This window comes from Paraburkholderia sp. 40 (genome assembly GCF_050434105.1).
Lineage (GTDB): Bacteria > Pseudomonadota > Gammaproteobacteria > Burkholderiales > Burkholderiaceae > Paraburkholderia > Paraburkholderia tuberum.
Window position 1 is genome coordinate 2690038 of record NZ_JBNPVY010000004.1, and the last position, 24587, is coordinate 2714624.

Genomic DNA, 24587 nt, shown 5'->3' on the forward strand with positions numbered 1-24587 from the left:
TTCAGCTCACCAGACAAGACCGTGGTGGGTCTGGATGGATTCGAACCATCGACCCCCGCCTTATCAAGACGGTGCTCTAACCGGCTGAGCTACAGACCCCTGATGTCTGTCTGCGTTGCTTCCATTAACCACAGCCGATAAGCGTGAGCACTTGAGTGCAGTGAATGCACAGCTCTGGAAAGGAGGTGATCCAGCCGCACCTTCCGATACGGCTACCTTGTTACGACTTCACCCCAGTCATGAATCCTACCGTGGTGACCGTCCTCCTTGCGGTTAGACTAGCCACTTCTGGTAAAACCCACTCCCATGGTGTGACGGGCGGTGTGTACAAGACCCGGGAACGTATTCACCGCGGCATGCTGATCCGCGATTACTAGCGATTCCAGCTTCACGCACCCGAGTTGCAGAGTGCGATCCGGACTACGATCGGTTTTCCGGGATTGGCTCCACCTCGCGGCTTGGCAACCCTCTGTTCCGACCATTGTATGACGTGTGAAGCCCTACCCATAAGGGCCATGAGGACTTGACGTCATCCCCACCTTCCTCCGGTTTGTCACCGGCAGTCTCCCTGGAGTGCTCTTGCGTAGCAACTAGGGACAAGGGTTGCGCTCGTTGCGGGACTTAACCCAACATCTCACGACACGAGCTGACGACAGCCATGCAGCACCTGTGTTACGGCTCCCTTTCGGGCACTCCCGCCTCTCGGCAGGATTCCATACATGTCAAGGGTAGGTAAGGTTTTTCGCGTTGCATCGAATTAATCCACATCATCCACCGCTTGTGCGGGTCCCCGTCAATTCCTTTGAGTTTTAATCTTGCGACCGTACTCCCCAGGCGGTCAACTTCACGCGTTAGCTACGTTACCAAGCCAATGAAGGCCCGACAACCAGTTGACATCGTTTAGGGCGTGGACTACCAGGGTATCTAATCCTGTTTGCTCCCCACGCTTTCGTGCATGAGCGTCAGTATTGGCCCAGGGGGCTGCCTTCGCCATCGGTGTTCCTCCACATCTCTACGCATTTCACTGCTACACGTGGAATTCCACCCCCCTCTGCCATACTCCAGCGCTGCAGTCACCAATGCAGTTCCCAGGTTAAGCCCGGGGATTTCACATCGGTCTTACAGCACCGCCTGCGCACGCTTTACGCCCAGTAATTCCGATTAACGCTCGCACCCTACGTATTACCGCGGCTGCTGGCACGTAGTTAGCCGGTGCTTATTCTTCCGGTACCGTCATCCCTCACGGATATTAGCCACGAGGTTTTCTTTCCGGACAAAAGTGCTTTACAACCCGAAGGCCTTCTTCACACACGCGGCATTGCTGGATCAGGCTTGCGCCCATTGTCCAAAATTCCCCACTGCTGCCTCCCGTAGGAGTCTGGGCCGTGTCTCAGTCCCAGTGTGGCTGGTCGTCCTCTCAGACCAGCTACAGATCGTCGGCTTGGTAGGCCTTTACCCCACCAACTACCTAATCTGCCATCGGCCGCCCCTTGAGCGCGAGGTCTTGCGATCCCCCGCTTTCCTCTCCCGAGCGTATGCGGTATTAATCCGGCTTTCGCCGGGCTATCCCCCACTCCAGGACACGTTCCGATGTATTACTCACCCGTTCGCCACTCGCCACCAGACCGAAGTCCGTGCTGCCGTTCGACTTGCATGTGTAAGGCATGCCGCCAGCGTTCAATCTGAGCCAGGATCAAACTCTTCAGTTCAAACCTGTTACTGTTTTCGGGCTCTCTCGAACCCGGTCGCTCACTCAACGTACTGACGATGATTGATCCGTCTTCCGACAGACAAACCTTCCTCCAATACTGTGTGAGGCTTCTGATACTTCTGCCTGACAGCAGATTCCACAGAATCCGCCGCCGCATTCCGCATCAAGCGCCCACACTTATCGACTGTTAGTTTTTAAAGATCGGTCCGCCAAACCCGCCGCGCCTGAACCACCACTACCCGGCACTGCTTCGTTTGCGTCGCTGCGTCTGCAGCAGAGAAACGAGATTATGGAGAACTTCCGTCGGATCGTCAACAGGTTTTTATCACTCGCTTAACCTGCCCACGCCGCTGAAGCCCTCGCCCTCAAAGGCTTCCCGCTTCTCCGCACCCCGGCGTCCGGAGCGCGAAAGAGCGGAATTCTAGTCGCCGCAGCCAGAACTTGCAAGCGAAATCTTGGGGTTTTCCTTAGGGGATCTTTCCCATACGGCCCGGATCGTCTATCGTTGGGGTTTTCACTTCGGGCGCCAGCGTCTGGGCGGCGGATGCGCCGATCGTCCAATCATGTAACACGGTATAAGCGACCGCCAGCAACGTCGGGCCGATGAAAACACCAAGAAAACCAAACGCAAACGCGCCGCCGAGGATGCCGAGCATTACCAGAATCAACGGCATGTCACTGTTTTTGCCAATCAGGATCGGCTTGATGACGTTGTCGGCCATGCCGACAACCAGCAGGCCCCATATGACCACAAAAATCGCCCATCCAGTCGACCCGCCCTGATACAGCCAGATCGCTGCCGGCAACCAGACAATGACCGGACCGCCCGGCACCACCGACAGAAAAAACGTCACGAGCCCGAGCAACGCCGGCGCCGGTACGCCCGCCATCCAGAAACCGAATCCCGCGAGAACCGCCTGTACGAGGGCCGTACCAAGAATCCCGTAGACCACCCCCTTCACCGTGCTGCCCGCCAGCGCCAGCAGATAGTCGGCGCGCTCACCGGCTACTCGACGCATGCCGGCGTTCAGCCAGGCGGCCGCCCCCTCGCCACCGGTATAAAAGAAGAACGCGAGCACGATGCTCAACGCCAGCAGCCCCAGCCCATGCGTCACCGCAAGCGCCGCCGCCAGAATCCACTTCCCAGCCGGCGCGGCGAGCGTGCGCAATTGCGCGATCAACTCGGAATTGCTGCTGGTCAAGCGCTCCCAAAAGGCCTCGATGCTCGAACCAACCAGCGGGATCCGCTGCACCCACGGCGGCAGATCGGGCAACCCCGACTCGAAAAGTCTTTGCACCAGCGCAACGATGTCGTGAACATGCGCGCCGAACGCGAAACCCGCATAGACGAACGGCCCGAGCACCACGACCAGAATAATCAGCACGATCAAGGTCGCGGCCAGCTTGCGCCGCCCGCCGACCACGCCAGTGAGTCGCCGGTAGAGTCCCCAGGAACTGTAGCTGAGGATGGCGCCCCACAGCAGCGCGGTCGTAAATGGCGCCAGCACCAGCAACGACCCACCCACGAGCACAATCAATGCGAATACCGCGGCAAGTCGCTCGATCAGTTGGTCAGATTTCACGATGAATCTCCTATTGCGCCAGACCGTGGCAATGACATGACACACGCCCGTCAGGCGCCCGCTGAACGCCGTCAGTATAGAAGCGAGTCGGGCGTCCGGGGTGTCTTATACCATCCCGCCAGGGTGTTGCGAGTCGCTTGCGACTGTGCCGGTGGCGACCGCATTTTTTGAGATGAAAGGGCCCAAATTGCCCGGAGATTGCTGGCCAATCCATATAGCTGCCTGGAAAAGACTAGAATATAAGGTTCCGTGCCCCCAATTTTTCTGGATTTATGCGCTCGCGAATCGCCAAACGTCTCCCTCCCGACGCCGACAAGCTCGTCGGTCTCTCGCTCGCGCTTTTCGCGTCGGGCAGCCGTACCGAAGATCGCTTCTGGGAAGCGAAGCTCGACGCGCTGCTGGCCAAAGTCGTGCGCAACGCCAACCAGACTACGCTGGACGCCGCGCTCGACCATCTGCAGCAAAACCATCCGGATGCCTACGGCGCGCTGGCCGACATGGCGGAAACGCACAGCGAATCGTTCGTGATCGAACATGAAGGCGTGTCTTATGAAGCGCTGCTGATCGCCGCGCCTGTGCTCGCCTGGACCCGCTACGTGATTCCGTCCGGCCCGCTCAAGTCCGACGCCGCCGACGCCCTGCGCGCACACCTGCAAGCGCACGTGCTCGCTGCCGACACGCGCGTGGCAATGGCTCCATTCCTGTTCAGCATCGACCAGTTGCCGCGCCATCACGTCGAAACGTGGCGCATCGCCCAGCAACTTGCGCAAGCCGCGGTCAGCGGCGGCAACGCGAAGCTCAATTTCGGCGAACTGCCGGAGACCTCGCCGATTCTGGCGGACCCGCGCTTTCTGCTCGCCGTAGTCGCCGCTCCCGTCGGCGGCGCGACGTTCCGCTGGCAGGAAGAAGAGCACGGCACTCGCATCGAGCGCGGCCAATGTCTCGAGCAATGGGCCACCCAAGGCGGCGCGAATCTGTCGGTCGTGCTGCCGGGCTGCGAATTCGAATGTCTGCTGCCGGATGCGTACTACTCGGCGTGCCGCGACGCCGATGAAAGTGTGCGTCCGCACACCGTGCGTACCGCCGTGCGTTATCTTTTCGACACTATTGGCGCGGCGCCGCAGGATCTGCGCGCGGTGGTCGCCGGCTTCGGCGAACGGCGCATCGACGAGTACCGCGTCGGCTTCACGCGCAAGGGCAGCAACGACGTGATCTACGGTGTCGTGTGGCCACTCTACGGCCGCGAAAACGGCGAGGCGGGCATCGACGAGGAGCCGGAGGAAATCACCGGCTCGGACGAACCGCTCGAGGAAATCGTCGCGCTGCTCAAGGAAACCGGCATCACGGATGTGCGCCGCCACGCGGGCCGCTTCGAGCCGGAATATTGCGACGACTGCGGCGTGCCGCTGTATGCGGACCCGCTCGGCGAAATCGTCCACGCGGAAATGCCCGAAGACGCCGAGCCCGCGCAACCCCATTTCCATTGACACCGAAGTCGACATCCCTGCCTTATCGCAAAAAAGCCCCGTATATCCGGGGCTTTTTTGTTGATTGTCCGCATTTCTTATGCCTTTTGGACAGCCGTCAAAACGAAGGGAATTTGTCATCATAGGCACCGTGACGCATCGCCGTGATCGAGTCAGCTCCACGAGTCCCACAGATGCGTCGCGCCATTTCGCCCGATACATCTGGAGACATGCATGCGCTTCGCGATTCTCAGTTCAAACGCAGAACGACGTGATGGACTCAAAGCCTTGCTGCGGCAGATCGACCGGCTGGCGCGCTTCACAGAAGCCGATGAATGGCGTCTGCTCGAACGTCCGTTCAAGCGTTATCGGCCTGATCTCGTCGTGATCGACTGGGAGGACTGGATGTCGGTTGCGCAGGTGCGCGCGCTGCTCAGCTACTTTCCGGACCTGCGCATCAGCGTGCTCACCGACGGGACTTTGCCCGCGCTCGTGCGCGCGCTGATGGACGAAGGTGTGCTCGGCGTTGTTCCACGCGACACCGATCCCTGCCTGATCGTGCGCGCATTGGAAATGGTGCTGCTCGGCGGTCACTACGTGCCGCCCGGCGCGCTGGCGATCGATCCGCCGCTGCCGACCGACACCGCGATCCGTACGTTCGACGAAGAAAGTCCGCCGCCCCGCCGCAACAAACTCTCGGGCGGGCTGTCACCGCGGCAGGAGCAGATCATGCGCTGCGTGCACATGGGCAGCACCAACAAGATGATCGCGCGCACGCTCGGCATTAGCGAAGGTACGGTCAAGATCCACCTGACGAGCATATTCCAGCAACTTGGTGCGCCCAATCGCGCCGCGGCGGTCGCGCTCTACAACGGATGGCTCACGAATCATTTGCAAGTGCTGCGCAACAACGGCGAGCACAACGCGCGGCCGGTCATACGCGGGCAGCCTGGCCCAGTTCCGCTCCGGCGCCGCACACGTGCGCGCTCCCAGTATCCGTTGCCGGGCAGCGACACCAGCAGCGCGCTACCGATGGCCGCGGAACCCGCCACGTCGTACGGTGAGGCCCCACAAGGCCGGCCCGCGCGGAAGTCGGTCGGGCCGGGTTCCGCATGACGCGGGGCGCGGGGCACGCCGCGCGCATGGGTTGGAACGTCCGCATGCTCGCAGCGTCGAGGGTGGGCTGGCATGGAATCCGCTCACACCTTTTGTCGTCCAACGAGTAATATGAGACACATGGGTTTCCTCTACACACCGCTTCCGTTTTGGGTCGCTGTCGGTGGCTGGATTGCCACTGCGATGGTGGTCGCGCTCGCGCTGTGGAAAAAACCTTTCAAAAGACTTCAGGACGGCACGCTCCAGCATGTCTGGCTCGCGATAATCGTCGCGGTGTCGGTGCTGTGGTCGAGCAACGCCTGGCTCGACGACGGCACCGTGATGCACCTGCTCGGCGCCACGCTCGTCGTCACGCTGTTCGACTGGGGGCTCGCCCTGATCGCGATGGCGGTGGTCGCGGGTCTGGCCGCTGTCGTCTTCGATGCGCCGTGGCAGGGCATCGCGCTGACGTTCCTTGTGTACGGAGCCCTGCCCGTCGCCATCTCGACCTTGCTCCAGCGCATCTGCACCGCGTGGCTACCGCGCAATCTTTTCATGTTCATCTTCGGCCAGGGCTTCGTTTCGCCCGCCATTGCCGTGTCGTTGACGGCCGCGGCAGCGCTCGGCATCCATATCGCGGTGTCCGGCGGTTCGATGACCGTGGTGCCGATCGGCTACGCGCTCAGCGTGCTGCTGCTCGCCACCGGCGAAGCATGGTTCACTGGCATGGCGACCGCGCTGATCGCGGTCTACCGTCCCGCATGGGTGACCACCAACGACGTGCGGCGCTATCGTCTGGGCGGCCCGCGCACCTGAGAATGCGCGCTTTGACGTCGCGTGCGGCGCATCTGTGATAATCCGCGCCTCGTCACTGGAGACTTTCCGGGCGCCCCCATCAGGACAAGGCAGAATATTTGCAGCAACATTGAACTCAACCCTTGCGCGCGGCATCTTATTTGCCTCATCTCCCATTTGCGTCTACAGAACTAGATGGATCGCACCAATGTACCGAGCCGGTTGCTGCGGGTGATCGGCCGGTTGGCAGCCTGCGCAGCGAGTCTCTCGCTCATCTGCGCGGCTCCCGCATTCGCTGATCAGCTCGAACAGCACAACGACCTCGTCAAAAGATTTATCACCGAAATGCACGCGGATCCGCTCGTCGCGGACTGCGCCGCGCATGGCGACTTCGTCGCGAGCACGTCGACCGCTTTCGACCACGTCGAATTCCCGTCCAGTTCGTTCGACAGTGCGCACTCGTCGGTCACGCCATGGAACGACTCGTTCGACGAAGGCAAGCAGCGTGTCAAGGTGGACAGCATTGTCACCGTCGAAGGCGTCGGCGTGCGCCAGGACAACTCGGGCGAGCCGGCCGATCTGAAATTCCGCTGCGGCTACGTCGGCTCGCAGATGCTCGCGTTCAGCTGGAACGATCCGGTACCGCCAAACCGCGCGCATAGCGCGGGATCGAGCCAGCACAAAGGCGGCAAAGGCAAGCACGCGGTCGGCGGCAAGACGTCGAACAAGTCGTCGAAGACAGGCTCGGGCCAATCGTCGCGCACGACGTCGAGCAAATCGGCAAACAAGAGCTCGAAGAAGAAGAGCCAATGACATCTGGCGCTGATCGAGCCGCGCCACCGTCCGATCAGTCGCCCCAATAAAAAACGAGGCACGCACTTTTGCCGTGCGTGCCGCGTTTTTTGTGTCCATCCGTCCGCTTCTTCAGGCGAACCTCTCCACGTGTCGGAGGATCGCTTGCAACATTGCGGCGCCAAGCGATGCGCTGCGCTCGCCGTTCCAGCCGACCCGCTCGTCGGGCAGATTTGCGTTGTCCTTGAACGGCATTTCCAACGTCAACGACAGACAGCCGAATTCGTTGCCGATGTACTTCGACGCGAGCTTCAACGCATCCTCGCGATACTTGCTCGCCGCATAGCCATACTTGTCCTGAAAATCCGGACTCGCGTGCTTGAACGCCTCGATGAACGCCGCCTGCTCGCGGCCCTGCCGCTCGGTGAAGCCCGGCAACATTTCGGAGCCCGCGACGAACACATACGGCAATGCCTCGTCGCCATGAATATCGAAGAACAGGTCGCAGCCTATCGCATGAATCGCGTCGCGCACCACCAGCACCTCGGGACTGCGCGCGGCATCCGGCTCCATCCATTCGCGATTCAGGTTCGCGCCGGCCGCGTTGGTGCGCAGATTGCCGCGCACGCTGCCGTCCGGATTCATGTTCGGCACGATGTGAAACACGGCATGATCGTAGAGCTTGCGCGCGACCGGGTCGCCCGCCCAATCGCCCCAACCGACGAGGCGCTTCACGAACCCCTCGATGAACCATTCGGCCATCGTCTCGCCCGGATGCTGCCGGGCAATCAGCCAGATGTTCTTTTTCGGCGCGGCGTTGGCGGCATCGTTGGCGGGCGGCGTGCCGAGCGTGAGCAGCGAAATCGGTCGCCCTTCGACTGTCTTGCCGAGTTCGGTCAGCGACGCGTGCGGCATCTGCTGCACGGCGCCGAGAAACTCGGCATGACGCTCCTCGCTGTACGGTTCGAAGTAAGCGTAGTAGATGCTGTCGAAATCGGGCGTATGGTCGATCGTCAGCACGCGGCCGTCGTACGACGTCGGCACGCGAAACCAGTTCACGCGGTCGTAGCTCGCGACCGCCCGATAGTCGCGCCAGCCCTCCGCGAACGCGCACGCGGCGGCGTTCTCGAAGGTCATCACGCAGCGCTCGCCCGCCGCGCCCGACAGGCGGAAATAGAACCACTGCGCGAACTCGGCGTGGCTGTCGGGCCGTACGCGCAGGCGAATATTGCCGGCGTCCTCGCAGGACAACACATCAACTGCGCCTGCGTCGAAATTGCTCGTAATCGATAACGTCATCGGAGTCTTCCCTGCCTGAATTCAAGCTGCCTTTTTAGCGCAGCGGCACGCTTATTCCGCAACGCGGCGGCGAAATACGAAAGTGGAGTCGTTCGAGGCTTCGGCACAGAACGCGTAGCCTTCGGTCTCGAAGTCCTTCAACTGCTCGGGACGATCGAGGCGATTTTCCACCGCGAAGCGCGCCATCAAGCCGCGCGCGCGTTTTGCATGGAAGCTGATGATCTTGTAGCGGCCGCCCTTCCAGTCTTCGAACACCGGCGTGACGACCGGCGCGTCGAGCAGCTTCGGCTTGACCGACTTGAAGTATTCGCCCGATGCGCAATTGACCAGCACGCGCGAGGTGGCCGCATTCTTCTTCAACTGCGCGTTCAACGCGTGCGTGATCCGCTCGCCCCAGAACGCATACAGATCCTTGCCGCGCGGGTTGACGAAACGCGTGCCCATTTCGAGCCGGTACGGCTGCAGCAGATCGAGCGGACGCAGCAGGCCGTAGAGGCCCGACAGCACCCGCACGTGATTCTGCGCATAGTCCAGATCGGCCGACGACAACGTCTTCGCATCGAAACCTTCGTACACGTCGCCGTTGAAAGCGAGCACCGCCTGCTTGGCGTTGTGCGTGCCGAATTGCGGCGACCAATCCGCGTAACGCTGGAAATTGAGGTGCGCGAGCTGATCGGAAACGCTCATCAGCGAAGCGATCTGTTGCGGCGACAAACGGCGCAGGCCGCTGATCAGTTCGGCGGCGTCATCGACGAAATCGGGGATCGTGTGCTTTTTGACGTGCGGCGGGGTGTCGTAGTCGAGCGATTTCGCCGGCGACAGAACGATTATCATAGAGGCTTGCAGGCACGCCGTGCCTGGCGGTCAAAGACGAAAGCCCGATTGTAACGAATGCCCGGTTCCCTCGCCTCAAGCGGCGCGTTGCGCGTCGTACTCGATTCCAATGTCTGGATCGACATACTCGTATTCGACGACCCTTACACGCGGCCGATCGCCGCCGCGCTCGAAAGCGGCGCGCTCGCCGCGCTGATCGACGCGCGCTGCCTCGCCGAGCTCGCCTACGTGCTCGACTATCCGCAGTTCGTGCACCGCAATGTCGACAAAGCCGCTGCGCTCGCGGTCGTCGCGCGGCTGGCGCAACTGGTCGAGCCGTGTGAGCCGACCGAGTCCGCCGCCGACGCGCGGCCGCTGCCCCAATGCAAGGATCGCGACGATCAGAAGTTTCTCGAGCTTGCGCATGCGGCGCAGGCCGACTGGCTCGTGTCGAAAGACCGTGCGGTGCTGAAGCTCGCGAAACGGATCGCGCGCGACTTCGGCTTCAGGATCGCGCAGCCGGCACCGTTCGTCGCGGAAATCGGCATCGCGCAGAATGCTGGGGGCGAGCCCGTCAACGCGTGAATCCGACCGTCCGTGTGGCGCGTTAAGCCGAGCGCATGTTGAAGGTTATCGTCAGGTGGCTTCTGACGATCAACGTGAAACCCGCGGCGCGCACAGCGTGTCGCGATTCCCTACAATCAGGCTTCGCCCTTCGCAACAACAGTTCGAGAACCGGCCCACCTTATCGCCCTGCTACCCACGACGCCATGAACGCACCGCACGACACGCCCACGAGCCCCACGTTTCCGTCTCGCCTGCCGAACGTCGGCACGACGATTTTCACCGTGATGAGCGCGCTCGCCGCGGAAAAAGGCGCGGTGAATCTGGGTCAGGGCTTTCCCGACTTCGCCTGCGATCCGCGCATCGTCGACGCGGTCGCGAACGCGATGCGCGACGGTCACAACCAGTATCCGCCGATGGCCGGTGTGCTGCCGCTGCGTCAGGCGATTTCGGACAAAATCGCGAATCTGTACGGCCGCCACTACGACGCCAATCGCGAAATCACCGTGACCGCGGGCGCCACACAGGCGTTGCTGACCGCGATTCTTTGCACTGTCCATCCCGGCGACGAAGTGATCGTGATCGAACCGACCTACGACAGCTATCTGCCGTCGATCGAACTCGCGGGCGGCAAGCCGGTCTTCGTCACGCTCGACGCACCCGACTACGCGATCCCGTTCGACAAGCTCGCCGCCGCGATCACGCCGAAGACGCGGCTCATCATGATCAACACGCCGCACAATCCGACCGGCACCGTGTGGCGCGAACAGGACATGCGCAAGCTCGAGGAGATCGTGCGCGGCACCAACGTGCTGATCCTGTCCGACGAGGTGTACGAGCACATGGTCTACGACGGCGCGCCGCATGAAAGCGTCGCGCGTTATCCGGAACTCGCGCAGCGCAGCTTCGTCGTGTCGAGCTTCGGCAAGACGTACCACGTGACGGGCTGGAAAGTCGGCTATGTGGCCGCGCCCGCCGCGCTGACCGCCGAGTTCCGCAAAGTGCACCAGTTCAACGTGTTCACCGTCAACACACCGATGCAGATCGGCCTCGCCGATTACATGAAGGACCCGGCGCCGTACGTGGAGCTACCGGCGTTCTATCAGCGCAAGCGCGATTTCTTCCACGCGGGCCTCGCGAATTCGCGCTTCAGGCTGCTGCCGTGCACGGGCACGTATTTTCAATGCGTCGACTATTCGGCGATCAGCGACCTGCCCGAAGCCGAATTCGCGCAATGGCTGACCGGCGAAATCGGCGTCGCGGCCATCCCAGTCTCGGCGTTCTATCACGAGGCGCACGAGTCGGGCGTGGTGCGCTTCTGCTTCGCCAAGCAGGAAGGCACGCTCGCTACCGCGCTCGAACGGCTCGCGCGGCTCTAGGATGCCTTGCGCGATGCCACGAACGAAGCCACGTTACTTGCCATCGCGCTGCGCGGCACGGGTGTGCGCTTCGCACCCATGCGCGCTTCATGGCACTGCGCTCATTCCCTCAGGACGCACGCGACGCCGCGACACAGGCCTTGCGATCCTCCGTCACGCGCTGCGCAGCCGGCCGCGGGTTGATCGTCTTCACGTAGCGCTTCCAGTCGATCCCCGCTTCGAGCAGAAGATCGCGGCCGTAAATGGTCTGTGTCGCCATACCGACGAGCGGCAGGCTCACGTAGCCGGCGGTATCCGCCACGCTGAATTGCTCGCCGCACAGATACGGCGAGAACTTCGCGATCCGTTTGAAACCGGCGATGTGATGCGTGAGCAGCCTCTCGACGCGCCCCTTCGTCGCGTCGCTGACCGTGCCGCCGAAAAACGCTTCCTTGTACAGATTGCGCACTGTCAGCTCGAGATGTACATCGACGAAAAAGATCATTTCGCGTTCCTTGGCGGCCTGCCAAGGATCGGCGCAGAAGATCCGCTTGTCGGGAAAACGCGCAGCCAGATATTCGACGATGCACTGCGACTCGCAGAGGTCGCCGTGCTCGGTCTGCAGATATGGCACCTTGCCGAGCGGCGAATGCTCGAGCAGCGCTTCTTCCTGACTCGGCTTCACGACCTGCTCCTCGAACTCGATGCCATGTTCGAGCAGCACGAACTTGACCTTGTTGTAGTAGTTGGACAGCGCAAAACCGCACAGCTTGATCATGGGGTGTCTCCTTGTGTCATGGTGTGTGAGAGCGCGCGTCGAGGTCGAAGCAGCGGCTTTCCATCGAATCATCCAAGAAATTGCACGATCGTGCTATTCTAAAATAACCATGGAGTCGAGCATCACAATGAACTCTCGCAATTTCAGCATCGAGACCATCGGCATCGTCGGCACCGGCGCGATGGGCCGCGGTATTGCGCAGATCGCGGCGCTCGCGGGCCTGCGCGTGCGGCTCTACGACACCAACGCGGCCGCCGTCGGCGCCGCGCGCGACTATCTCGCGGAAACTTTCGCCAAATTGACGGCCAAAGGCAAGCTGGAGCAGTCGCGCTCGCTCGCCGCGCTCGCCAACGTGAGCGGCGTGCAGGCGATCAGCGAGCTGGTCGGCTGCGATCTCGTCATCGAGGCGATCGTCGAAAAGCTCGAGGTGAAGCAGGCGCTGTTTCGCGAGCTCGAAACCGTGGTCAGCGGCCGCTGCATCCTCGCGTCGAATACGTCGTCGCTGTCGATCACCGCGATTGCCGCGGGCTGCACCGATCCGTCGCGCGTGGTCGGCTATCACTTCTTCAATCCGGTGCCACTGATGAAGGTCGTCGAAGTGATCGACGGCCTGCGCAGCGACCCCGAAGCCGGCGACGCGCTGATGGATCTCGCGCGCCGCATGGGCCACACGCCGGTGCGCGCGAACGACATGCCGGGCTTCATCGTCAATCACGCGGGCCGCGGCATGAATACCGAGGGCTTGCGCGTGGCGGGCGAAGGCGTCGCGAGCTTTGCGGACATCGACCGAATCATGCGCGAGCAGGCCGGCTTTCGCCTCGGGCCGTTCGAGCTGCTGGACCTGACCGCGCTCGACGTGTCGCATCCGGTGATGGAGTCGATCTATCACCAGTTCTACGAAGAACCGCGTTACACACCGTCGCCGATCACGGGCACCCGGCTATCGGGCGGACTGCTCGGCCGCAAGAGCGGCGAAGGTTTCTATCGCTACGTGGACGGCAAGCAGCAGGTTCCCGCCGAAGCGCCCGCGCCGACCACGCTGCCGCAAAGCGTGTGGGTCAGCCAACGCTACCGCGACGCGTATGAGCCCGTCGTGCAACTGGTCGGCAAAGCGGGCGTAAAGCTCGACGAAGGCGCGACGCCCGCCCCTGGTTCGCTGATCGTCGTCACGCCGTTCGGCCACGACGCGACCACGGCCGCGGTCGATGAAGCGCTCGACGCGAGCCGCGTCGTCGCCGTCGATGCCCTGTTCCCGCTCGTCGGCGCGCAACGCCGCACGCTGATGACCACGCCGGCCACGACACGCGCCGCGCGCGATAGCGCGCATGCGCTGTTCGCCGCCGACGGCATCCCCGTCACCGTGATCCGCGATTCGACCGGCTTCGTCGCGCAGCGGGTGGTCGCGACGATCGTCAACATCGGCTGCGACATCGCGCAGAAGCAGATCGCGACGCCGGAGGACATCGACCTCGCCGTCATGCTCGGCCTCGGCTATCCGCGCGGACCGCTCGCGCTCGGCGACGCGCTCGGCGCCAACACCATTCTCACGATCCTGCGCAACATGCACAGCGTGCTCGGCGAACCGCGCTATCGTCCGTCGCCGTGGCTCGCAAGACGCGCGCAACTCGGCCTCGCGCTCACGCAGCGCGACGCCACCGACATCCCAACGGAGACCCAATCATGAGCGCTGCCCTGCTCGCTTCACGCCCGGCCAGCAGCGAATCCACGCTGGTCCTCACGCTGTCGAACCCCGGTGCGCGCAACGCGCTGCACCCGGACATGTACGCCGCGGGCATCGAGGCATTCGATACCGTCGAGCGCGATCCGTCGATTCGCGCCGTCGTGATCACCGGCGCCGATAACTTCTTTTGCGCAGGCGGCAACCTGAACCGCCTGCTCGAAAATCGCGCGAAAGATCCCTCCGTGCAAGCCGATAGCATCGACATGCTCGCTCAATGGATTTCGGCACTGCGGCTATCGTCGAAGCCGGTCATTGCCGCGGTGGAAGGTGCGGCGGCAGGTGCGGGATTTTCGCTCGCGCTCGCCTGCGATCTGATCGTCGCCGCGGACAACGCCAAATTCGCGATGTCTTACGCGCGCGTCGGCCTGACGCCCGACGGCGGCGGCTCGTGGTTTCTCGCAGAGGCGCTGCCGCGCCAGCTGGCCACCGAGGTACTGATCGAAGCCAAGCCGATCGGCGCCGCGCGTCTGCACGAACTCGGCGTCGTCAACCGGCTCACCAAAGCCGGCACCACGCTCGATAATGCGCTCGCGTGGGCCGACGAGCTCGGCGCGGTTTCGCCCAATTCGGTCGCGCGCATCAAGGGGCTGATCGCCGCGGCCGGTACGCAGCCGCTCGCGGATCATCTGGTCGTCGAGCGCGATAACTTCGTCGCGTCGCTGCATCATCGCGACGGTCTCGAAGGCATCACCGCGTTCCTCGAAAAACGCGCACCGATCTACAAATAAGCGACAAGAGAGCCGCCCGACATGCCCGACTACCAACTGCCGAAACGGCGCCGCATCTTCCTGATGCGTCACGGCGACGTCACCTACTTCGACGACACCGGCCGCGCGATCGATCCCGAAACCGTGCCGCTGAACGCGAACGGCCGCGAGCAGGCGAGCGCGGCGGGCCGCGTGTTCGCCGGTCAGCAGGTGCGCTTTGACCGCGTGATCGTCAGCGGCTTGCCGCGCACGATCGAAACCGCGCGGCGCGTGCTCGTCGAAACGGGTCAGCAGATTGAGCCCGAAATCGAGCCCGCGTGGCAGGAAATTCGCGGCGGACGGCTCGGCGGCATTCCGCCGAGCGATATCGAGGCGGCGTTTCTCGGCGTGTTCGACGGCATCGTGCCGGAGAGCATGCGCTTTCTCGACGGCGAAACGATCGGCGAACTGTTCGATCGCGTGCTGCCGGCCGTCACGGCGCTGCGCGAAGACACGTCGTGGGACACCGTGTTGCTGGTGCTGCACGGCGGCGTCAATCGCGCGATCCTGTCGCACGCGCTGACGGCCGGCGGGCGCACGTTCTTCGGTCATCTGTCGCAGGCGACCGGCTGCATCAACGCGCTCGACGTCGGCGCCGCGCCGCGCGACTGGGTGCTGCGCATGCTCAACTATTCACCGCCGTCGCCGTTGCATCGCGACGTCCGCAACACCACGATGGAAATACTCTACGCACAATTCATCCGATGCCAGCGTAGCTGACACCGAACTGGAGAAGACACATGGCGCAAGCCACGCAGACCGGCGAACCCGCACGCGGACAGGACTACTCGGCTTTCGAGGGCACCCGCCCGGTCAACGAGCGGCAACGCTTCGACAACGACGCGCTCGCCGCGTGGCTGGCCGGACATGTCGACGGATTCGAGGGGCCGCTCACGCTCGAGCAATTCGCGGGCGGACAATCCAATCCCACGTTCAAGCTGATCACGCCATCTCGCTCCTACGTGATGCGCGCGAAACCCGGGCCCGCCGCGAAGCTGCTGCCGTCCGCCCATGCGATCGAACGCGAATATCGCGTGATGCACGCGCTCGCCGACACCGACGTGCCGGTCGCACACATGCTCGCGCTGTGCGAGGACGAAAGCGTGATCGGCCGCGCGTTCTACGTGATGGAGTTCGTGGAAGGTCGCGTGCTGTGGGATCAATCGCTGCCCGGCATGACGCCCACCGAGCGCGCGGCGATCTATGACGAAACGAACCGCGTCATCGCGGCCTTGCACAGCGTCGACGTCGCCGCCGCCGGCCTCGCCGATTACGGCAAGCCCGGCAATTACTTCGCGCGCCAGATCGGTCGCTGGAGCAAGCAGTATCTGGCGTCCGAGACCGAGCCGATCGACGCGATGCACCGGCTGATCGAATGGCTGCCGCAGCATATGCCCGCAGAGACGAGCGGCCGTACCTCGATCGTGCATGGCGACTACCGGCTCGACAATCTCATCTTCGATCGCGACGAGCCGCGCGTGCTCGCGGTGCTCGACTGGGAACTGTCGACGCTCGGCGATCCGCTCGCCGATTTGGCGTATCACTGCATGGCGTGGCATGTCGATCCGGCGCAGTTCCGCGGCATCGCCGGACTCGATTGGGCCGTGCTCGGCATTCCCGATGAAGCTCAGTACGTCGAGCGTTATTGCCAACGCACCGGCTTCGAGATTCATGGCGACTGGAATTTCTATCTGGCGTACAACATGTTCCGCATCGCCGCGATTCTGCAGGGGATCATGAAGCGCGTCGTCGACGGTACCGCGTCGAACGCGCAGGCGCTCGACGCCGGCCGGCGCGCGAAGCCGATGGCCGAACTCGCCTGGCACTATGCGCAGAAGGTTCTCTAGACACAAGGGCGCGCCCTGCTCCCCATCATTCGCAGTCCGTTACCCGCGAGGTCCAAGATGAATTTCGATTACACCCCGAAGGTCCAGGCGTTGCGCGAAAAGCTGCTCGCCTTTTTTGACGAGCACATCTACCCGAACGAACATGCGTTCTATGCGGAGATCGCGCGCAACCGCCAGAACGGCAACGCATGGGTGCCGACCGAACTGGTCGAGCAACTCAAGCAGAAGGCGCGCGACGCCGGTCTGTGGAATCTGTTCCTGCCGCAATCGGAGCGCGGGGCGGGCCTGACGAATCTCGAATACGCACCGCTGTGCGAGATCATGGGCCGTGTGCCGTGGGCGCCGGAAGTGTTCAACTGCAACGCGCCGGACACCGGCAACATGGAGACGATCGAGCGCTACGGCAGCGAAGAGAACAAGCGCGAGTGGCTCGAACCGCTGCTGCAAGGGCAGATCCGTTCGGCGTTTCTGATGACGGAGCCGGAGGTCGCGTCGTCGGATGCGACGAACATCCAGACCAGCATCGTGCGCGATGGCGACCATTACGTGATCAACGGCCACAAGTGGTGGTCGTCGGGCGCGGGCGATCCGCGCTGCAAGGTCTATATCGTGATGGGCAAGACCGATCCCGACGCGCCGCGCCATCAGCAGCAGTCGATGATCCTCGTGCCCGCCGACGCCACCGGCATCACCGTGCATCGCCCGCTCACGGTGTTCGGTTACGACGACGCGCCGCACGGCCACATGGAGATCACACTCGACAACGTGCGCGTGCCCGCTACCAACATGCTGCTCGGCGAAGGCCGCGGCTTCGAGATCGCGCAAGGCCGTCTCGGCCCGGGACGCATCCACCACTGCATGCGCCTGATCGGTCTCGCCGAACGCGCGCTCGAATTGATGGCGAAGCGCTCGCTGCAGCGTGTCGCGTTCGGCAAGCCGGTCGCGTCGCAAGGGGTCACGCAGGAGCGTCTTGCCGAGGCGCGCTGCATGATCGAGCAGGCGCGTCTGCTCACGCTGAAGACCGCGTACATGATGGATACCGTCGGCAACAAGGGCGCGCGCGGCGAGATCGCGATGATCAAGGTGGTCGCGCCGAACATGGCGTGTCAGGTGATCGATTGGGCGATTCAGACGCATGGCGGCGGCGGCGTCAGCGACGATTTTCCGCTCGCGTATGCCTATGCGTCGGCGCGCACGCTGCGTTTCGCCGACGGCCCCGACGAAGTGCATCGCAACGCGATCGCCAAGCTCGAACTTGCGCGTCATATGGATGCGGGCGCGGCGGCTCGCGTTGAGATGCCGGTCACACGCGTTTGAGTGCTGCGGCTCGGTGTAAGCGTGGAGCCTGAGCCCGCGGCAAGCAGCGTCGCGCGATCTATGCTCTAATTTTCGGCAACGGCGGCGCCCTCTTTGCGGCGCCGCTTCGACGAACAAAGGAGCCAGGATGATCGACGTCTATAGCTGGGCGACCCCGAACGGCCACAAGATTCATATCATGCTCGAGGAAACGGGCCTACCCTACAACGTGCATGCCGTGAACATCGGTGCCGGCGACCAGTTCAAGCCGGAATTTCTCGCCATCAGTCCCAACAACAAGATTCCCGCGATCGTCGATTCCGAAGGTCCGAAAGGCGCCGACGGCCGGCCCTTCGCGCTATTCGAATCGGGCGCGATCCTGATTTATCTGGCCGAGAAAACCGGCAAGTTTCTACCGAGCGATCCGGCCGCGCGCTACGCGGCACTGCAATGGCTGATGTTCCAGATGGGCGGCCTCGGTCCGATGCTGGGGCAAACGCATCACTTCCGCGTGTATGCACCCGAGCAGATCGAATACGCGGTCAATCGCTACACCAATGAGGCGCGACGTCTGTACGGCGTGATGGACTCGCAACTCGGCAAGACGCGGTACCTCGCGGGCAACGACTATACGATCGCGGACATCGCCGCGTTTCCGTGGACCCGTTCGTGGAAAAATCAGGGCATCGAACTCGATACCTTGCCGAACGTGAAGCGCTGGCATGAAGAGATCGCTGCGCGGCCGGCGGTGGTGCGCGGCGTCGACGTGCTGGCGTCGGCGCGCGCGCCGCTGATGGACGACAAGGCGAAAGAGATCCTGTTTGGCGCGACGCAGTACGCGAAACACTAGTTTCGGCCGTCTCGCTGACGCGGCTCGACACAAGCTGAATGCGCGAGCGGCATGCCTGCCGGCTCGCGCTTTTTCATTTCGTCTGCGAAGGGAAAACGCTAGAAGTAATGCCGCGTGATGAACTCCGCGACGCACACCGGTCGTTCGCTGCCCTGACGCTCCAGCGTCACGTTCCACGCGAGTTGCACGCCGCTGTTGTCGACGTCGGTCACCGACTCGACGGCGAACTTCCCGCGCAGCGACGATCCCACGAGTACCGGCGACATGAAACGCACGCGGTTCAAGCCATAGTTGACACCCATGCGCTGCTCGATCTTCACCGTTTTGCCGAGCAAAGCCGGAATCAGCGACAGCGTCAAAAACCCATGCGCGACCGGGCCGCCAAACGGCGATTCGCGTTTGGCCCGCTCGGGATCGATATGAATCCACTGATGATCGCCGGTTGCCTCGGCGAAACGGTTGACCCTCTCCTGATCGACGCTCAGCCATTCGCTGACGAGCGGCTCGGCGCCGATGAGCGCGCGCAAAGCACCCGCATTGTCGAAAGCGACTAGCGTCGCCGCGCTCGCCGTCATGCCGCCGCTCCCGGATTGCGCAGGCCGAACATGCCGTTCGAGCGCACCGTGATCACCGTTTCGCCGTGCTGATTGATGCCCTCCCAGCGTGTCGACACGATGCCGCGATCCGGCTTGCTCTGCGACACGCGCTTGTCGACGATGACGTTCATCATCGTGACCGTGTCGCCGACTCGTACCGGCTTGAGCCAGCGGATCTCGTCGATCCCGGGCGAACCCATCGATGTCGAATCCGCCAGTACCTTGCGCACGAGCATGCCCATCATTACCGAGCAGGTGTGCCAACCACTCGCGACGAGGCCGCGGAACGGCGATTCGGCCGCGGCGGCTTCGTCGAGATGAAACGGCTGCGGATCGAACTTCTGCGCAAACTCGACAATCTCCTCGCGCGTGAACATGTGCTTGCCGATTTCGCGGCTCGAGCCCACTTCCATGTCTTCGAAACTGATTTTCATCGTGCACCTCCTTTGTCCTGTGGAACGGCCCGATCAGTCTTCGGCGACGGCAAATCCGGGCAGCGTGGCAAACCGCGCGAGATGATGATCGACGTCGCCGAGCGTGGTCTCGATGATCGCGAGGCGCTTGAACAGATGCGCGGCCGCCACTTCGTTCGTGACACCCATGCCGCCGTGCAACTGCACCGCCTGTTGACCAACGAAACGCGCTGCCTGGCCGACCCGAACTTTTGCCGCGGAGATCGCTCGACGGCGCTCGTTCGCGTCTTCACTCGCGTAGCGCATCGCGGCCAGATACGTGATCGAGCGCGCCTGCTCCGCGTGGATCAGCATCTCGACCATGCGATGCTGCAACGCCTGGAAACGCGCGATCGGCTGGCCGAACTGCTGGCGCGTTCTGGTGTACTCGACGGTGGCGTGATTGAGCGCGTCGAGCGCGCCGATCGCTTCCGCGCACAGCAGCAGCGTGCCGTAGTCGGCGATCTGCTCGAGGGTTGCCGCCCCCGCGTGTTCGCCGGCGAGCCGGCGCGCGGGCGTGCCATTGAATTCGAGCGTCGCGGCGCGTTGACCGTCGATCGTGCGGTACTCGGTGAGCGTGACGCCGGCCGCGTCACGCGCGACGACAAAGAGTGCGATCTCGCCATCGAGGCGCGCCGGCACGATCCAGTGGTCCGCCTGCGCGCCGTGCAGCACGACCGATTTGGTGCCGCTCAGCGTGTGCTGCGCACCCTGCCCGCTCGCGGTCGTCGCGACGTCGAACAGATCGTAGCGCGCATGCGGCTCGTGAAACGCCATGGCCAGCCTGGCTTCGCCCTGGGCCGCCCGTTCGAGCAGCGCGGCATCTTCGCCGTCGCCGGTGCCAGCAAGGCGCAGCGCTTCGATGCCGACCGCGGTCGCCCAAAACGGCTCGACGACGAGCGCGCGGCCGAGCTCCTGCATGACCACGAGCATGTCGATCGGACCACCGTTGAAGCCGCCCTGCGTTTCGGGCACCGGCAACCCGGTCAGCCCCAGTTCGGTGAACGCGGCCCAGTGCACAGCCGATACGCCCGCCTTCGAGCGCACGATCTGCTGGCGCGCTTCGAAGCCGTAGCTCCTGTCGAGATAGCGGCGCAGCGCATCGGCAAATTGCTGTTGTTCGTCGTTGAAAGTGAAGTCCATGCGCCGCTCCTCAAAGTCCGAGAATCATCTGTGCGATGATGTTCTTTTGAATTTCGTTCGAGCCGCCGTAAATCGACGTCTTGCGGAAGTTGAAGTAGTACGCGGCAAGCGGAGCGGCATCGTCGTCGCCGGCAAGACTGTGCTCGCGTTCGCCTTCGAGGAACGGCACGTCGAACGGGGCGGCCAGCGGGCCGATTGCTTCGAACATCAGCTCGGTGAGCCCCTGTTGCACTTCCGTGCCCTTGATCTTCAGCATCGACGCTTCCGGGCCCGGGCCGCGACCGCCCGCCTCGTTGGCTACCACCCGTTGCACGGTGACTTCCAGCGCCATCAACTCGATTTCGAGACTCGCTACCTTCGCCGCAAACACCGGATCCTGCAGCAGCGGCTTGCCGTTCTTTTTCTGATTCAGCGCGACACGCTTCAGAAACGCCAGCTCACGCTTCGACGCTCCGACTCGCGCAATGCCGGTACGCTCGTGGCCGAGCAGATATTTCGCATACGTCCAGCCGCGATTTTCTTGGCCGACGAGATTGTCGACCGGCACTTTGACGTCCTCGAAGAACACCTCGTTGACTTCGTGATCTTCGTCGAGCGTGATGATCGGCCGCACCGTGATGCCCGGGGTTTTCATATCGATCAGCAGGAACGAGATACCCTCCTGCTTTTTGGCGCCGCTGTCGGTGCGCACGAGGCAGAACATCATGTCGGCGTGCTGGCCGAGCGTGGTCCAGGTCTTCTGGCCGTTGACCACGTAATGATCACCGACGCGCTCTGCGCGGGTGCGCAGCGACGCAAGGTCGGAGCCCGATCCCGGTTCCGAGTAGCCCTGACACCACCAGTCCGTGCCGTCGAGAATACGCGGCAGATAGTGGCGCTTTTGCGCCTCGTTACCGTACTTCATCAGCACCGGCGCAACCATCGACACACCGAAAGGCAGCACGGAAGGTGCGCCGATACGCGCGCACTCTTCTTCCCAGATATGTCGTTGCGTCGCGTCCCAGCCGGGGCCGCCGTATTCGCGCGGCCACGCGACTGCCGACCAGCCTCGCGTGCCGAGCAGCCTGTGCCAGCTTGCGAAGTCTTCGCGGGAAAGCCGTTTGTGATTGAGAACCTTGTCGCTCAGCTCGCGAGGCAGATTCGCTTCGAGCCAGGCGCGGATGTCGGCGCGGAACGCGTCTTCAGCGGGGGAATAGTCCAGATTCATGCGTAGTGTCTCCTGGCCGCCACCACCCGGCCGCCTGGAGCCACCGCGCTATTGCAGTGGTTCCTTCAGCGCAGCTGGGACCGGCAGCGGCATCACTTCGATGCCTTCCTCGACCAAGGCACGCGCATCCTCCGGTGTCGTGACACCGCGAATACTGCGCACAGGCGCTTCGTTGTAGTGAATGCGTCGTGCTTCCTCGGCGAAGCGGTCGCCCACGTTCTCCGTCTTCTCCAGTACCTCGCGCAGCGCGCGCATCATGTGCGCCTGCATTTGCTCCACGCCCGCCGGCGCCTTGGAGTCGGTCGCGCCCGACAGATTCAGACGTGGTGCCGAAGGCAAACGGCTCACCTCAGTCGCACCGCAGATCGGACATTCGACGAGATTGCGGGACTGCTGCGACTCGAAGTCATCGGTCGAAGCGAACCAGCCTTCAAACCGATGGCCATGCGGACACTTTAAATCGAGGACCTTCATGTGGAATCAGGGCTTGCGTGCCAGTTTAGCGCAAAATGGAAATTTGTGAACGATCGTTCGCAAAACTTTAGAGCCGACGCGCAACCGCCAGCAGCCGCAAGGGAATATGACGCGGGTGGGCGATTTTAACGCTTTACGGCAGGTGCTGCCGAAGGCCGCCTGGCTAGTAAGCGGTGACACATCGGCTCCGCTCTACGGACAGCTTGCGGCGCCCTGCTACGCCACGAGATTGCTCAGTTGGCGGCTCACACGCGGTTCAATCTGACGGGCCTCCTTCGTCAGATTGATCTGCTTCGCGAGTTTTGCGACATCCGCCACACCGATCTCAATCTCGTACCCGCCGCGCGCGGTCAGCCATTCGAGCACGTCCGCCAGATGCCACACCGATGCACTGCCTTCGTGGACCGGTGACGGGAAGTCGATTGCGTTGTTCAGCATCAGCTTGCGCATGTTTTGCCGCGACACGCCGGCCACCTCGGCCACGTCGGTCAGCCCTACGAAGTCAGGTCCCGCCTCGACCAGCTGCGCGGACGGCACCGCACCTTTCACGTCCTTGAGCGCGCTGGTGACAGCCGCGAGTGCGCTCGCGCCTTCACGGGTGAAAAGCAGCCCGAGGCGGCCGGGTTGCCCGACGCCAATCGTGGCGTCGTCGCACCCCGCTTCGCCCAACCGCTCGACGATTGCGTCTGCATCGCATTCTTCCGCGGCGAGGCGGTATTTCAACGTGAACACATATTCCATACGTTACTCCTGTCTTCGTTGAGCCCAGGTTGTTGCGATTCCTGCTTGATACCTGTGTGATACCTACGAACCCACTAGCGCCGTGCAGCGCAGTTGCCGACGATGCGCCGCAAGTGCCTGGCGTGATTGCCGGCATTCTTCGGCGTACTCCAGACGCTCGATATACAGAACTCCCCGCAACGACATTCGGCGTCTCTGTACGGGCAATGGATTTTTCCCCACGCATGACCTCTTCCGCCGTCCTGAACGCGCCAGCCGTGCTGCTCCGCGTATGCCAATGCGGCCTCGATCTCTTTCTTCATGTGCCTTGCTCGAACCATCGAGACCTCCAATTTAATCGCTCCAGCACAGGTTGTCAATTGACAACCTGTGCTGGAGCTGAAATGAGATCACTCCGATCTTTAACGTCAGTCATCCAAAACAAAATCGACGACGAATTCGGTGATCGAGAGGTTCATATTAGCCGGCCGCCGGCGCCACGACGAGCCAGCCAGATGGCATGGGAGACGGCTTATCTTTCGAGCCAGAAAGAAACCGCGAAACCAATGAAAAGCCCCTGCCGGTCATCGACCAACAGGGGCTCCGTTCACCTGCAACGCGGATCAGCTATCGGGCAGACGCGAACTTATACCGTTTCGGGCGCCTCGGTCGGCCACGTACCCGACAGCACTTTCTCGAGCCAGAAGGTACCGATGATCGTCTTCACATCGGTGATCTTGCCCGTGCGCACCCACTCGGATACCTGCTCCACGGTCGCGGTGAAAAGTTCGAGAAACTCGCCTTCATCGAGGTTGCGCTCACCCGCGGTCAAGCCCCGCGCGAGATAGATATCAATGAATTCGGTCGAGTAAGAAATGATCGGGTGAATCCGAGTCAGGTACACGTACTCGCGCGCGGTATAGCCGGTTTCCTCGCGCAGTTCCCGGACCGCGCAGGCCAGCGCGCCCTCGTTCGGGTCGAGCTTGCCGGCCGGATATTCGACCATCACCTTGCCCATCGGATAGCGATACTGACTTTCGAGCAGCACGCGACCGTCGTCGAACAAGGGGATCACCATGACGGCGCCCGGATGCTGAACGTATTCGCGCGTCGCCTGTTTGCCGTCGGGCAGTCGGACCCTATCGTACTTGACCGTCATGAACGGTCCTTGATGGACCGTCTTGCTGTCGATACAAGTCTCGGTTAGCGCAGCGTCGTGATTGGGAAGCTCAGCCATGTGCGGACCTCAGAACAGCCAGGC

General features: G+C 62.7%; 24 protein-coding genes, 1 tRNA gene and 1 rRNA gene. 12 read left to right on the forward strand and 14 right to left on the reverse strand.

What is annotated here, in order from left to right; all coding sequences use genetic code 11:
- Positions 1-22: 22 nt before the first annotated feature.
- The 3 genes from OKW28_RS34315 to OKW28_RS34325 all read right to left on the reverse strand — a co-directional run bounded on the left by OKW28_RS34315 (position 23) and on the right by OKW28_RS34325 (position 3294).
- Positions 23-99: transfer RNA gene (locus tag OKW28_RS34315), tRNA-Ile, on the reverse strand.
- A 79-nt stretch (positions 100-178) separates the two neighbouring features.
- Positions 179-1709: ribosomal RNA gene (locus tag OKW28_RS34320) — 16S ribosomal RNA — on the reverse strand.
- 469 nt (positions 1710-2178) lie between these two features.
- Positions 2179-3294 carry an AI-2E family transporter gene (locus tag OKW28_RS34325; RefSeq protein ID WP_429452030.1) on the reverse strand — a complete coding sequence of 372 codons (1116 nt, stop codon included), beginning with the start codon at positions 3292-3294 and terminating at the stop codon, positions 2179-2181.
- 272 nt (positions 3295-3566) lie between these two features.
- Here OKW28_RS34325 and OKW28_RS34330 point away from each other — a divergent pair, with 272 nt between their 5' ends.
- The 4 genes from OKW28_RS34330 to OKW28_RS34345 all read left to right on the forward strand — a co-directional run bounded on the left by OKW28_RS34330 (position 3567) and on the right by OKW28_RS34345 (position 7463).
- Positions 3567-4781: a DUF2863 family protein gene (locus OKW28_RS34330; protein WP_429452032.1), complete on the forward strand. Its 1215-nt coding sequence runs from the start codon at positions 3567-3569 to the stop codon at positions 4779-4781.
- A gap of 213 nt (positions 4782-4994) precedes the next feature.
- Positions 4995-5876: a LuxR C-terminal-related transcriptional regulator gene (locus OKW28_RS34335; RefSeq protein ID WP_429452033.1), complete on the forward strand. Its 882-nt coding sequence runs from the start codon at positions 4995-4997 to the stop codon at positions 5874-5876.
- Between the two features lie 120 nt (positions 5877-5996).
- Positions 5997-6671 carry an energy-coupling factor ABC transporter permease gene (locus tag OKW28_RS34340; protein WP_429454548.1) on the forward strand — a complete coding sequence of 225 codons (675 nt, stop codon included), beginning with the start codon at positions 5997-5999 and terminating at the stop codon, positions 6669-6671.
- A 174-nt stretch (positions 6672-6845) separates the two neighbouring features.
- Positions 6846-7463 carry a BspC domain-containing protein gene (locus OKW28_RS34345; RefSeq protein WP_429452035.1) on the forward strand — a complete coding sequence of 206 codons (618 nt, stop codon included), beginning with the start codon at positions 6846-6848 and terminating at the stop codon, positions 7461-7463.
- A 111-nt stretch (positions 7464-7574) separates the two neighbouring features.
- On the opposite strand, the gene OKW28_RS34350 is transcribed toward OKW28_RS34345, so the two are convergent.
- Together OKW28_RS34350 and yaaA are read right to left on the reverse strand one after the other, a co-directional pair.
- Entirely contained in the window at positions 7575-8741 is a 1167-nt protein-coding gene (locus tag OKW28_RS34350) for a M14 family metallopeptidase (protein ID WP_429452037.1), read from the reverse strand.
- Between the two features lie 51 nt (positions 8742-8792).
- Positions 8793-9575 (reverse strand): peroxide stress protein YaaA, encoded by a 783-nt coding sequence (yaaA, locus tag OKW28_RS34355; protein ID WP_429452038.1) that lies wholly within the window; start codon positions 9573-9575, stop codon positions 8793-8795.
- Positions 9576-9632: 57 nt separating this feature from the next.
- Between yaaA and OKW28_RS34360 the strand changes: the two genes are divergently transcribed.
- Together OKW28_RS34360 and OKW28_RS34365 are read left to right on the forward strand one after the other, a co-directional pair.
- A complete protein-coding gene (locus tag OKW28_RS34360; RefSeq protein ID WP_429452040.1) occupies positions 9633-10139 on the forward strand; it encodes a putative toxin-antitoxin system toxin component, PIN family in 507 nt (168 codons plus the stop codon).
- A gap of 185 nt (positions 10140-10324) precedes the next feature.
- Positions 10325-11497 (forward strand): pyridoxal phosphate-dependent aminotransferase, encoded by a 1173-nt coding sequence (locus OKW28_RS34365; RefSeq protein ID WP_429452042.1) that lies wholly within the window; start codon positions 10325-10327, stop codon positions 11495-11497.
- A 109-nt stretch (positions 11498-11606) separates the two neighbouring features.
- On the opposite strand, the gene OKW28_RS34370 is transcribed toward OKW28_RS34365, so the two are convergent.
- The gene (locus OKW28_RS34370) at positions 11607-12254 is read right to left on the reverse strand and encodes a glutathione S-transferase family protein (protein ID WP_429452044.1); all 648 of its coding nucleotides are present in this window, start codon (positions 12252-12254) and stop codon (positions 11607-11609) included.
- A 127-nt stretch (positions 12255-12381) separates the two neighbouring features.
- On the opposite strand from OKW28_RS34370, the gene OKW28_RS34375 reads away from it, so the two are divergent.
- From OKW28_RS34375 to OKW28_RS34400, 6 genes are all read left to right on the forward strand, one after another.
- Complete coding sequence (locus tag OKW28_RS34375; RefSeq protein ID WP_429452046.1) at positions 12382-13938, forward strand: 3-hydroxyacyl-CoA dehydrogenase; 1557 nt, start codon at positions 12382-12384, stop codon at positions 13936-13938.
- A complete protein-coding gene (locus OKW28_RS34380; RefSeq protein WP_429452048.1) occupies positions 13935-14723 on the forward strand; it encodes an oxepin-CoA hydrolase, alternative type in 789 nt (262 codons plus the stop codon). Before OKW28_RS34375 ends, OKW28_RS34380 begins: the two co-directional genes overlap by 4 nt.
- A gap of 21 nt (positions 14724-14744) precedes the next feature.
- Entirely contained in the window at positions 14745-15461 is a 717-nt protein-coding gene (locus OKW28_RS34385; protein WP_429452050.1) for a histidine phosphatase family protein, read from the forward strand.
- Between the two features lie 20 nt (positions 15462-15481).
- Positions 15482-16588 (forward strand): phosphotransferase, encoded by a 1107-nt coding sequence (locus OKW28_RS34390; protein ID WP_429452052.1) that lies wholly within the window; start codon positions 15482-15484, stop codon positions 16586-16588.
- A 57-nt stretch (positions 16589-16645) separates the two neighbouring features.
- Positions 16646-17905 (forward strand): acyl-CoA dehydrogenase family protein, encoded by a 1260-nt coding sequence (locus OKW28_RS34395; RefSeq protein ID WP_429452054.1) that lies wholly within the window; start codon positions 16646-16648, stop codon positions 17903-17905.
- 127 nt (positions 17906-18032) lie between these two features.
- Positions 18033-18734, forward strand: a complete 702-nt coding sequence (locus tag OKW28_RS34400; protein ID WP_429452056.1) for a glutathione binding-like protein — start codon at positions 18033-18035, stop codon at positions 18732-18734.
- 98 nt (positions 18735-18832) lie between these two features.
- Here the strand turns inward: OKW28_RS34400 and OKW28_RS34405 are convergent, their stop codons facing one another.
- The 8 genes from OKW28_RS34405 to OKW28_RS34440 form a co-directional block, all read right to left on the reverse strand.
- Positions 18833-19309, reverse strand: a complete 477-nt coding sequence (locus OKW28_RS34405; protein WP_429452058.1) for a MaoC family dehydratase — start codon at positions 19307-19309, stop codon at positions 18833-18835.
- Positions 19306-19764, reverse strand: a complete 459-nt coding sequence (locus OKW28_RS34410; RefSeq protein WP_429452060.1) for a MaoC family dehydratase — start codon at positions 19762-19764, stop codon at positions 19306-19308. The genes OKW28_RS34405 and OKW28_RS34410 overlap by 4 nt, the downstream gene beginning before the upstream one ends.
- Positions 19765-19797: 33 nt before the next feature.
- On the reverse strand, positions 19798-20925 hold the full coding sequence (locus tag OKW28_RS34415) for an acyl-CoA dehydrogenase family protein (protein ID WP_429452062.1): 1128 nt from the start codon (positions 20923-20925) through the stop codon (positions 19798-19800).
- Positions 20926-20935: 10 nt separating this feature from the next.
- Positions 20936-22132 carry an acyl-CoA dehydrogenase family protein gene (locus OKW28_RS34420; protein WP_429452064.1) on the reverse strand — a complete coding sequence of 399 codons (1197 nt, stop codon included), beginning with the start codon at positions 22130-22132 and terminating at the stop codon, positions 20936-20938.
- A gap of 48 nt (positions 22133-22180) precedes the next feature.
- On the reverse strand, positions 22181-22606 hold the full coding sequence (locus OKW28_RS34425; protein ID WP_429452066.1) for a DUF1178 family protein: 426 nt from the start codon (positions 22604-22606) through the stop codon (positions 22181-22183).
- Between the two features lie 216 nt (positions 22607-22822).
- On the reverse strand, positions 22823-23347 hold the full coding sequence (locus OKW28_RS34430; protein ID WP_429452068.1) for a helix-turn-helix transcriptional regulator: 525 nt from the start codon (positions 23345-23347) through the stop codon (positions 22823-22825).
- A gap of 74 nt (positions 23348-23421) precedes the next feature.
- On the reverse strand, positions 23422-23667 hold the full coding sequence (locus OKW28_RS34435) for a hypothetical protein (RefSeq protein ID WP_429454550.1): 246 nt from the start codon (positions 23665-23667) through the stop codon (positions 23422-23424).
- 305 nt (positions 23668-23972) lie between these two features.
- Positions 23973-24563: an NUDIX domain-containing protein gene (locus OKW28_RS34440; protein ID WP_429452070.1), complete on the reverse strand. Its 591-nt coding sequence runs from the start codon at positions 24561-24563 to the stop codon at positions 23973-23975.
- Positions 24564-24587: the final 24 nt, after the last annotated feature.

Bases quoted from the DNA above. Each gene is read 5' to 3' on its own strand.
- OKW28_RS34395 (WP_429452054.1), top strand. From the start codon at position 16,646: ATGAATTTCGATTACACCCCGAAGGTCCAGGCGTTGCGCGAAAAGCTG.
- OKW28_RS34350 (WP_429452037.1), bottom strand. From the start codon at position 8,741: ATGACGTTATCGATTACGAGCAATTTCGACGCAGGCGCAGTTGATGTG.
- OKW28_RS34420 (WP_429452064.1), bottom strand. From the start codon at position 22,132: ATGAATCTGGACTATTCCCCCGCTGAAGACGCGTTCCGCGCCGACATC.
- OKW28_RS34440 (WP_429452070.1), bottom strand. From the start codon at position 24,563: ATGGCTGAGCTTCCCAATCACGACGCTGCGCTAACCGAGACTTGTATC.
- OKW28_RS34425 (WP_429452066.1), bottom strand. From the start codon at position 22,606: ATGAAGGTCCTCGATTTAAAGTGTCCGCATGGCCATCGGTTTGAAGGC.
- OKW28_RS34400 (WP_429452056.1), top strand. From the start codon at position 18,033: ATGATCGACGTCTATAGCTGGGCGACCCCGAACGGCCACAAGATTCAT.
- OKW28_RS34415 (WP_429452062.1), bottom strand. From the start codon at position 20,925: ATGGACTTCACTTTCAACGACGAACAACAGCAATTTGCCGATGCGCTG.
- OKW28_RS34430 (WP_429452068.1), bottom strand. From the start codon at position 23,347: ATGGAATATGTGTTCACGTTGAAATACCGCCTCGCCGCGGAAGAATGC.
- OKW28_RS34330 (WP_429452032.1), top strand. From the start codon at position 3,567: ATGCGCTCGCGAATCGCCAAACGTCTCCCTCCCGACGCCGACAAGCTC.
- OKW28_RS34410 (WP_429452060.1), bottom strand. From the start codon at position 19,764: ATGAAAATCAGTTTCGAAGACATGGAAGTGGGCTCGAGCCGCGAAATC.
- OKW28_RS34380 (WP_429452048.1), top strand. From the start codon at position 13,935: ATGAGCGCTGCCCTGCTCGCTTCACGCCCGGCCAGCAGCGAATCCACG.
- yaaA (WP_429452038.1), bottom strand. From the start codon at position 9,575: ATGATAATCGTTCTGTCGCCGGCGAAATCGCTCGACTACGACACCCCG.
- OKW28_RS34365 (WP_429452042.1), top strand. From the start codon at position 10,325: ATGAACGCACCGCACGACACGCCCACGAGCCCCACGTTTCCGTCTCGC.
- OKW28_RS34335 (WP_429452033.1), top strand. From the start codon at position 4,995: ATGCGCTTCGCGATTCTCAGTTCAAACGCAGAACGACGTGATGGACTC.
- OKW28_RS34340 (WP_429454548.1), top strand. From the start codon at position 5,997: ATGGGTTTCCTCTACACACCGCTTCCGTTTTGGGTCGCTGTCGGTGGC.
- OKW28_RS34360 (WP_429452040.1), top strand. From the start codon at position 9,633: ATGCCCGGTTCCCTCGCCTCAAGCGGCGCGTTGCGCGTCGTACTCGAT.
- OKW28_RS34345 (WP_429452035.1), top strand. From the start codon at position 6,846: ATGGATCGCACCAATGTACCGAGCCGGTTGCTGCGGGTGATCGGCCGG.
- OKW28_RS34405 (WP_429452058.1), bottom strand. From the start codon at position 19,309: ATGACGGCGAGCGCGGCGACGCTAGTCGCTTTCGACAATGCGGGTGCT.
- OKW28_RS34375 (WP_429452046.1), top strand. From the start codon at position 12,382: ATGAACTCTCGCAATTTCAGCATCGAGACCATCGGCATCGTCGGCACC.
- OKW28_RS34435 (WP_429454550.1), bottom strand. From the start codon at position 23,667: ATGGTTCGAGCAAGGCACATGAAGAAAGAGATCGAGGCCGCATTGGCA.
- OKW28_RS34390 (WP_429452052.1), top strand. From the start codon at position 15,482: ATGGCGCAAGCCACGCAGACCGGCGAACCCGCACGCGGACAGGACTAC.
- OKW28_RS34370 (WP_429452044.1), bottom strand. From the start codon at position 12,254: ATGATCAAGCTGTGCGGTTTTGCGCTGTCCAACTACTACAACAAGGTC.
- OKW28_RS34385 (WP_429452050.1), top strand. From the start codon at position 14,745: ATGCCCGACTACCAACTGCCGAAACGGCGCCGCATCTTCCTGATGCGT.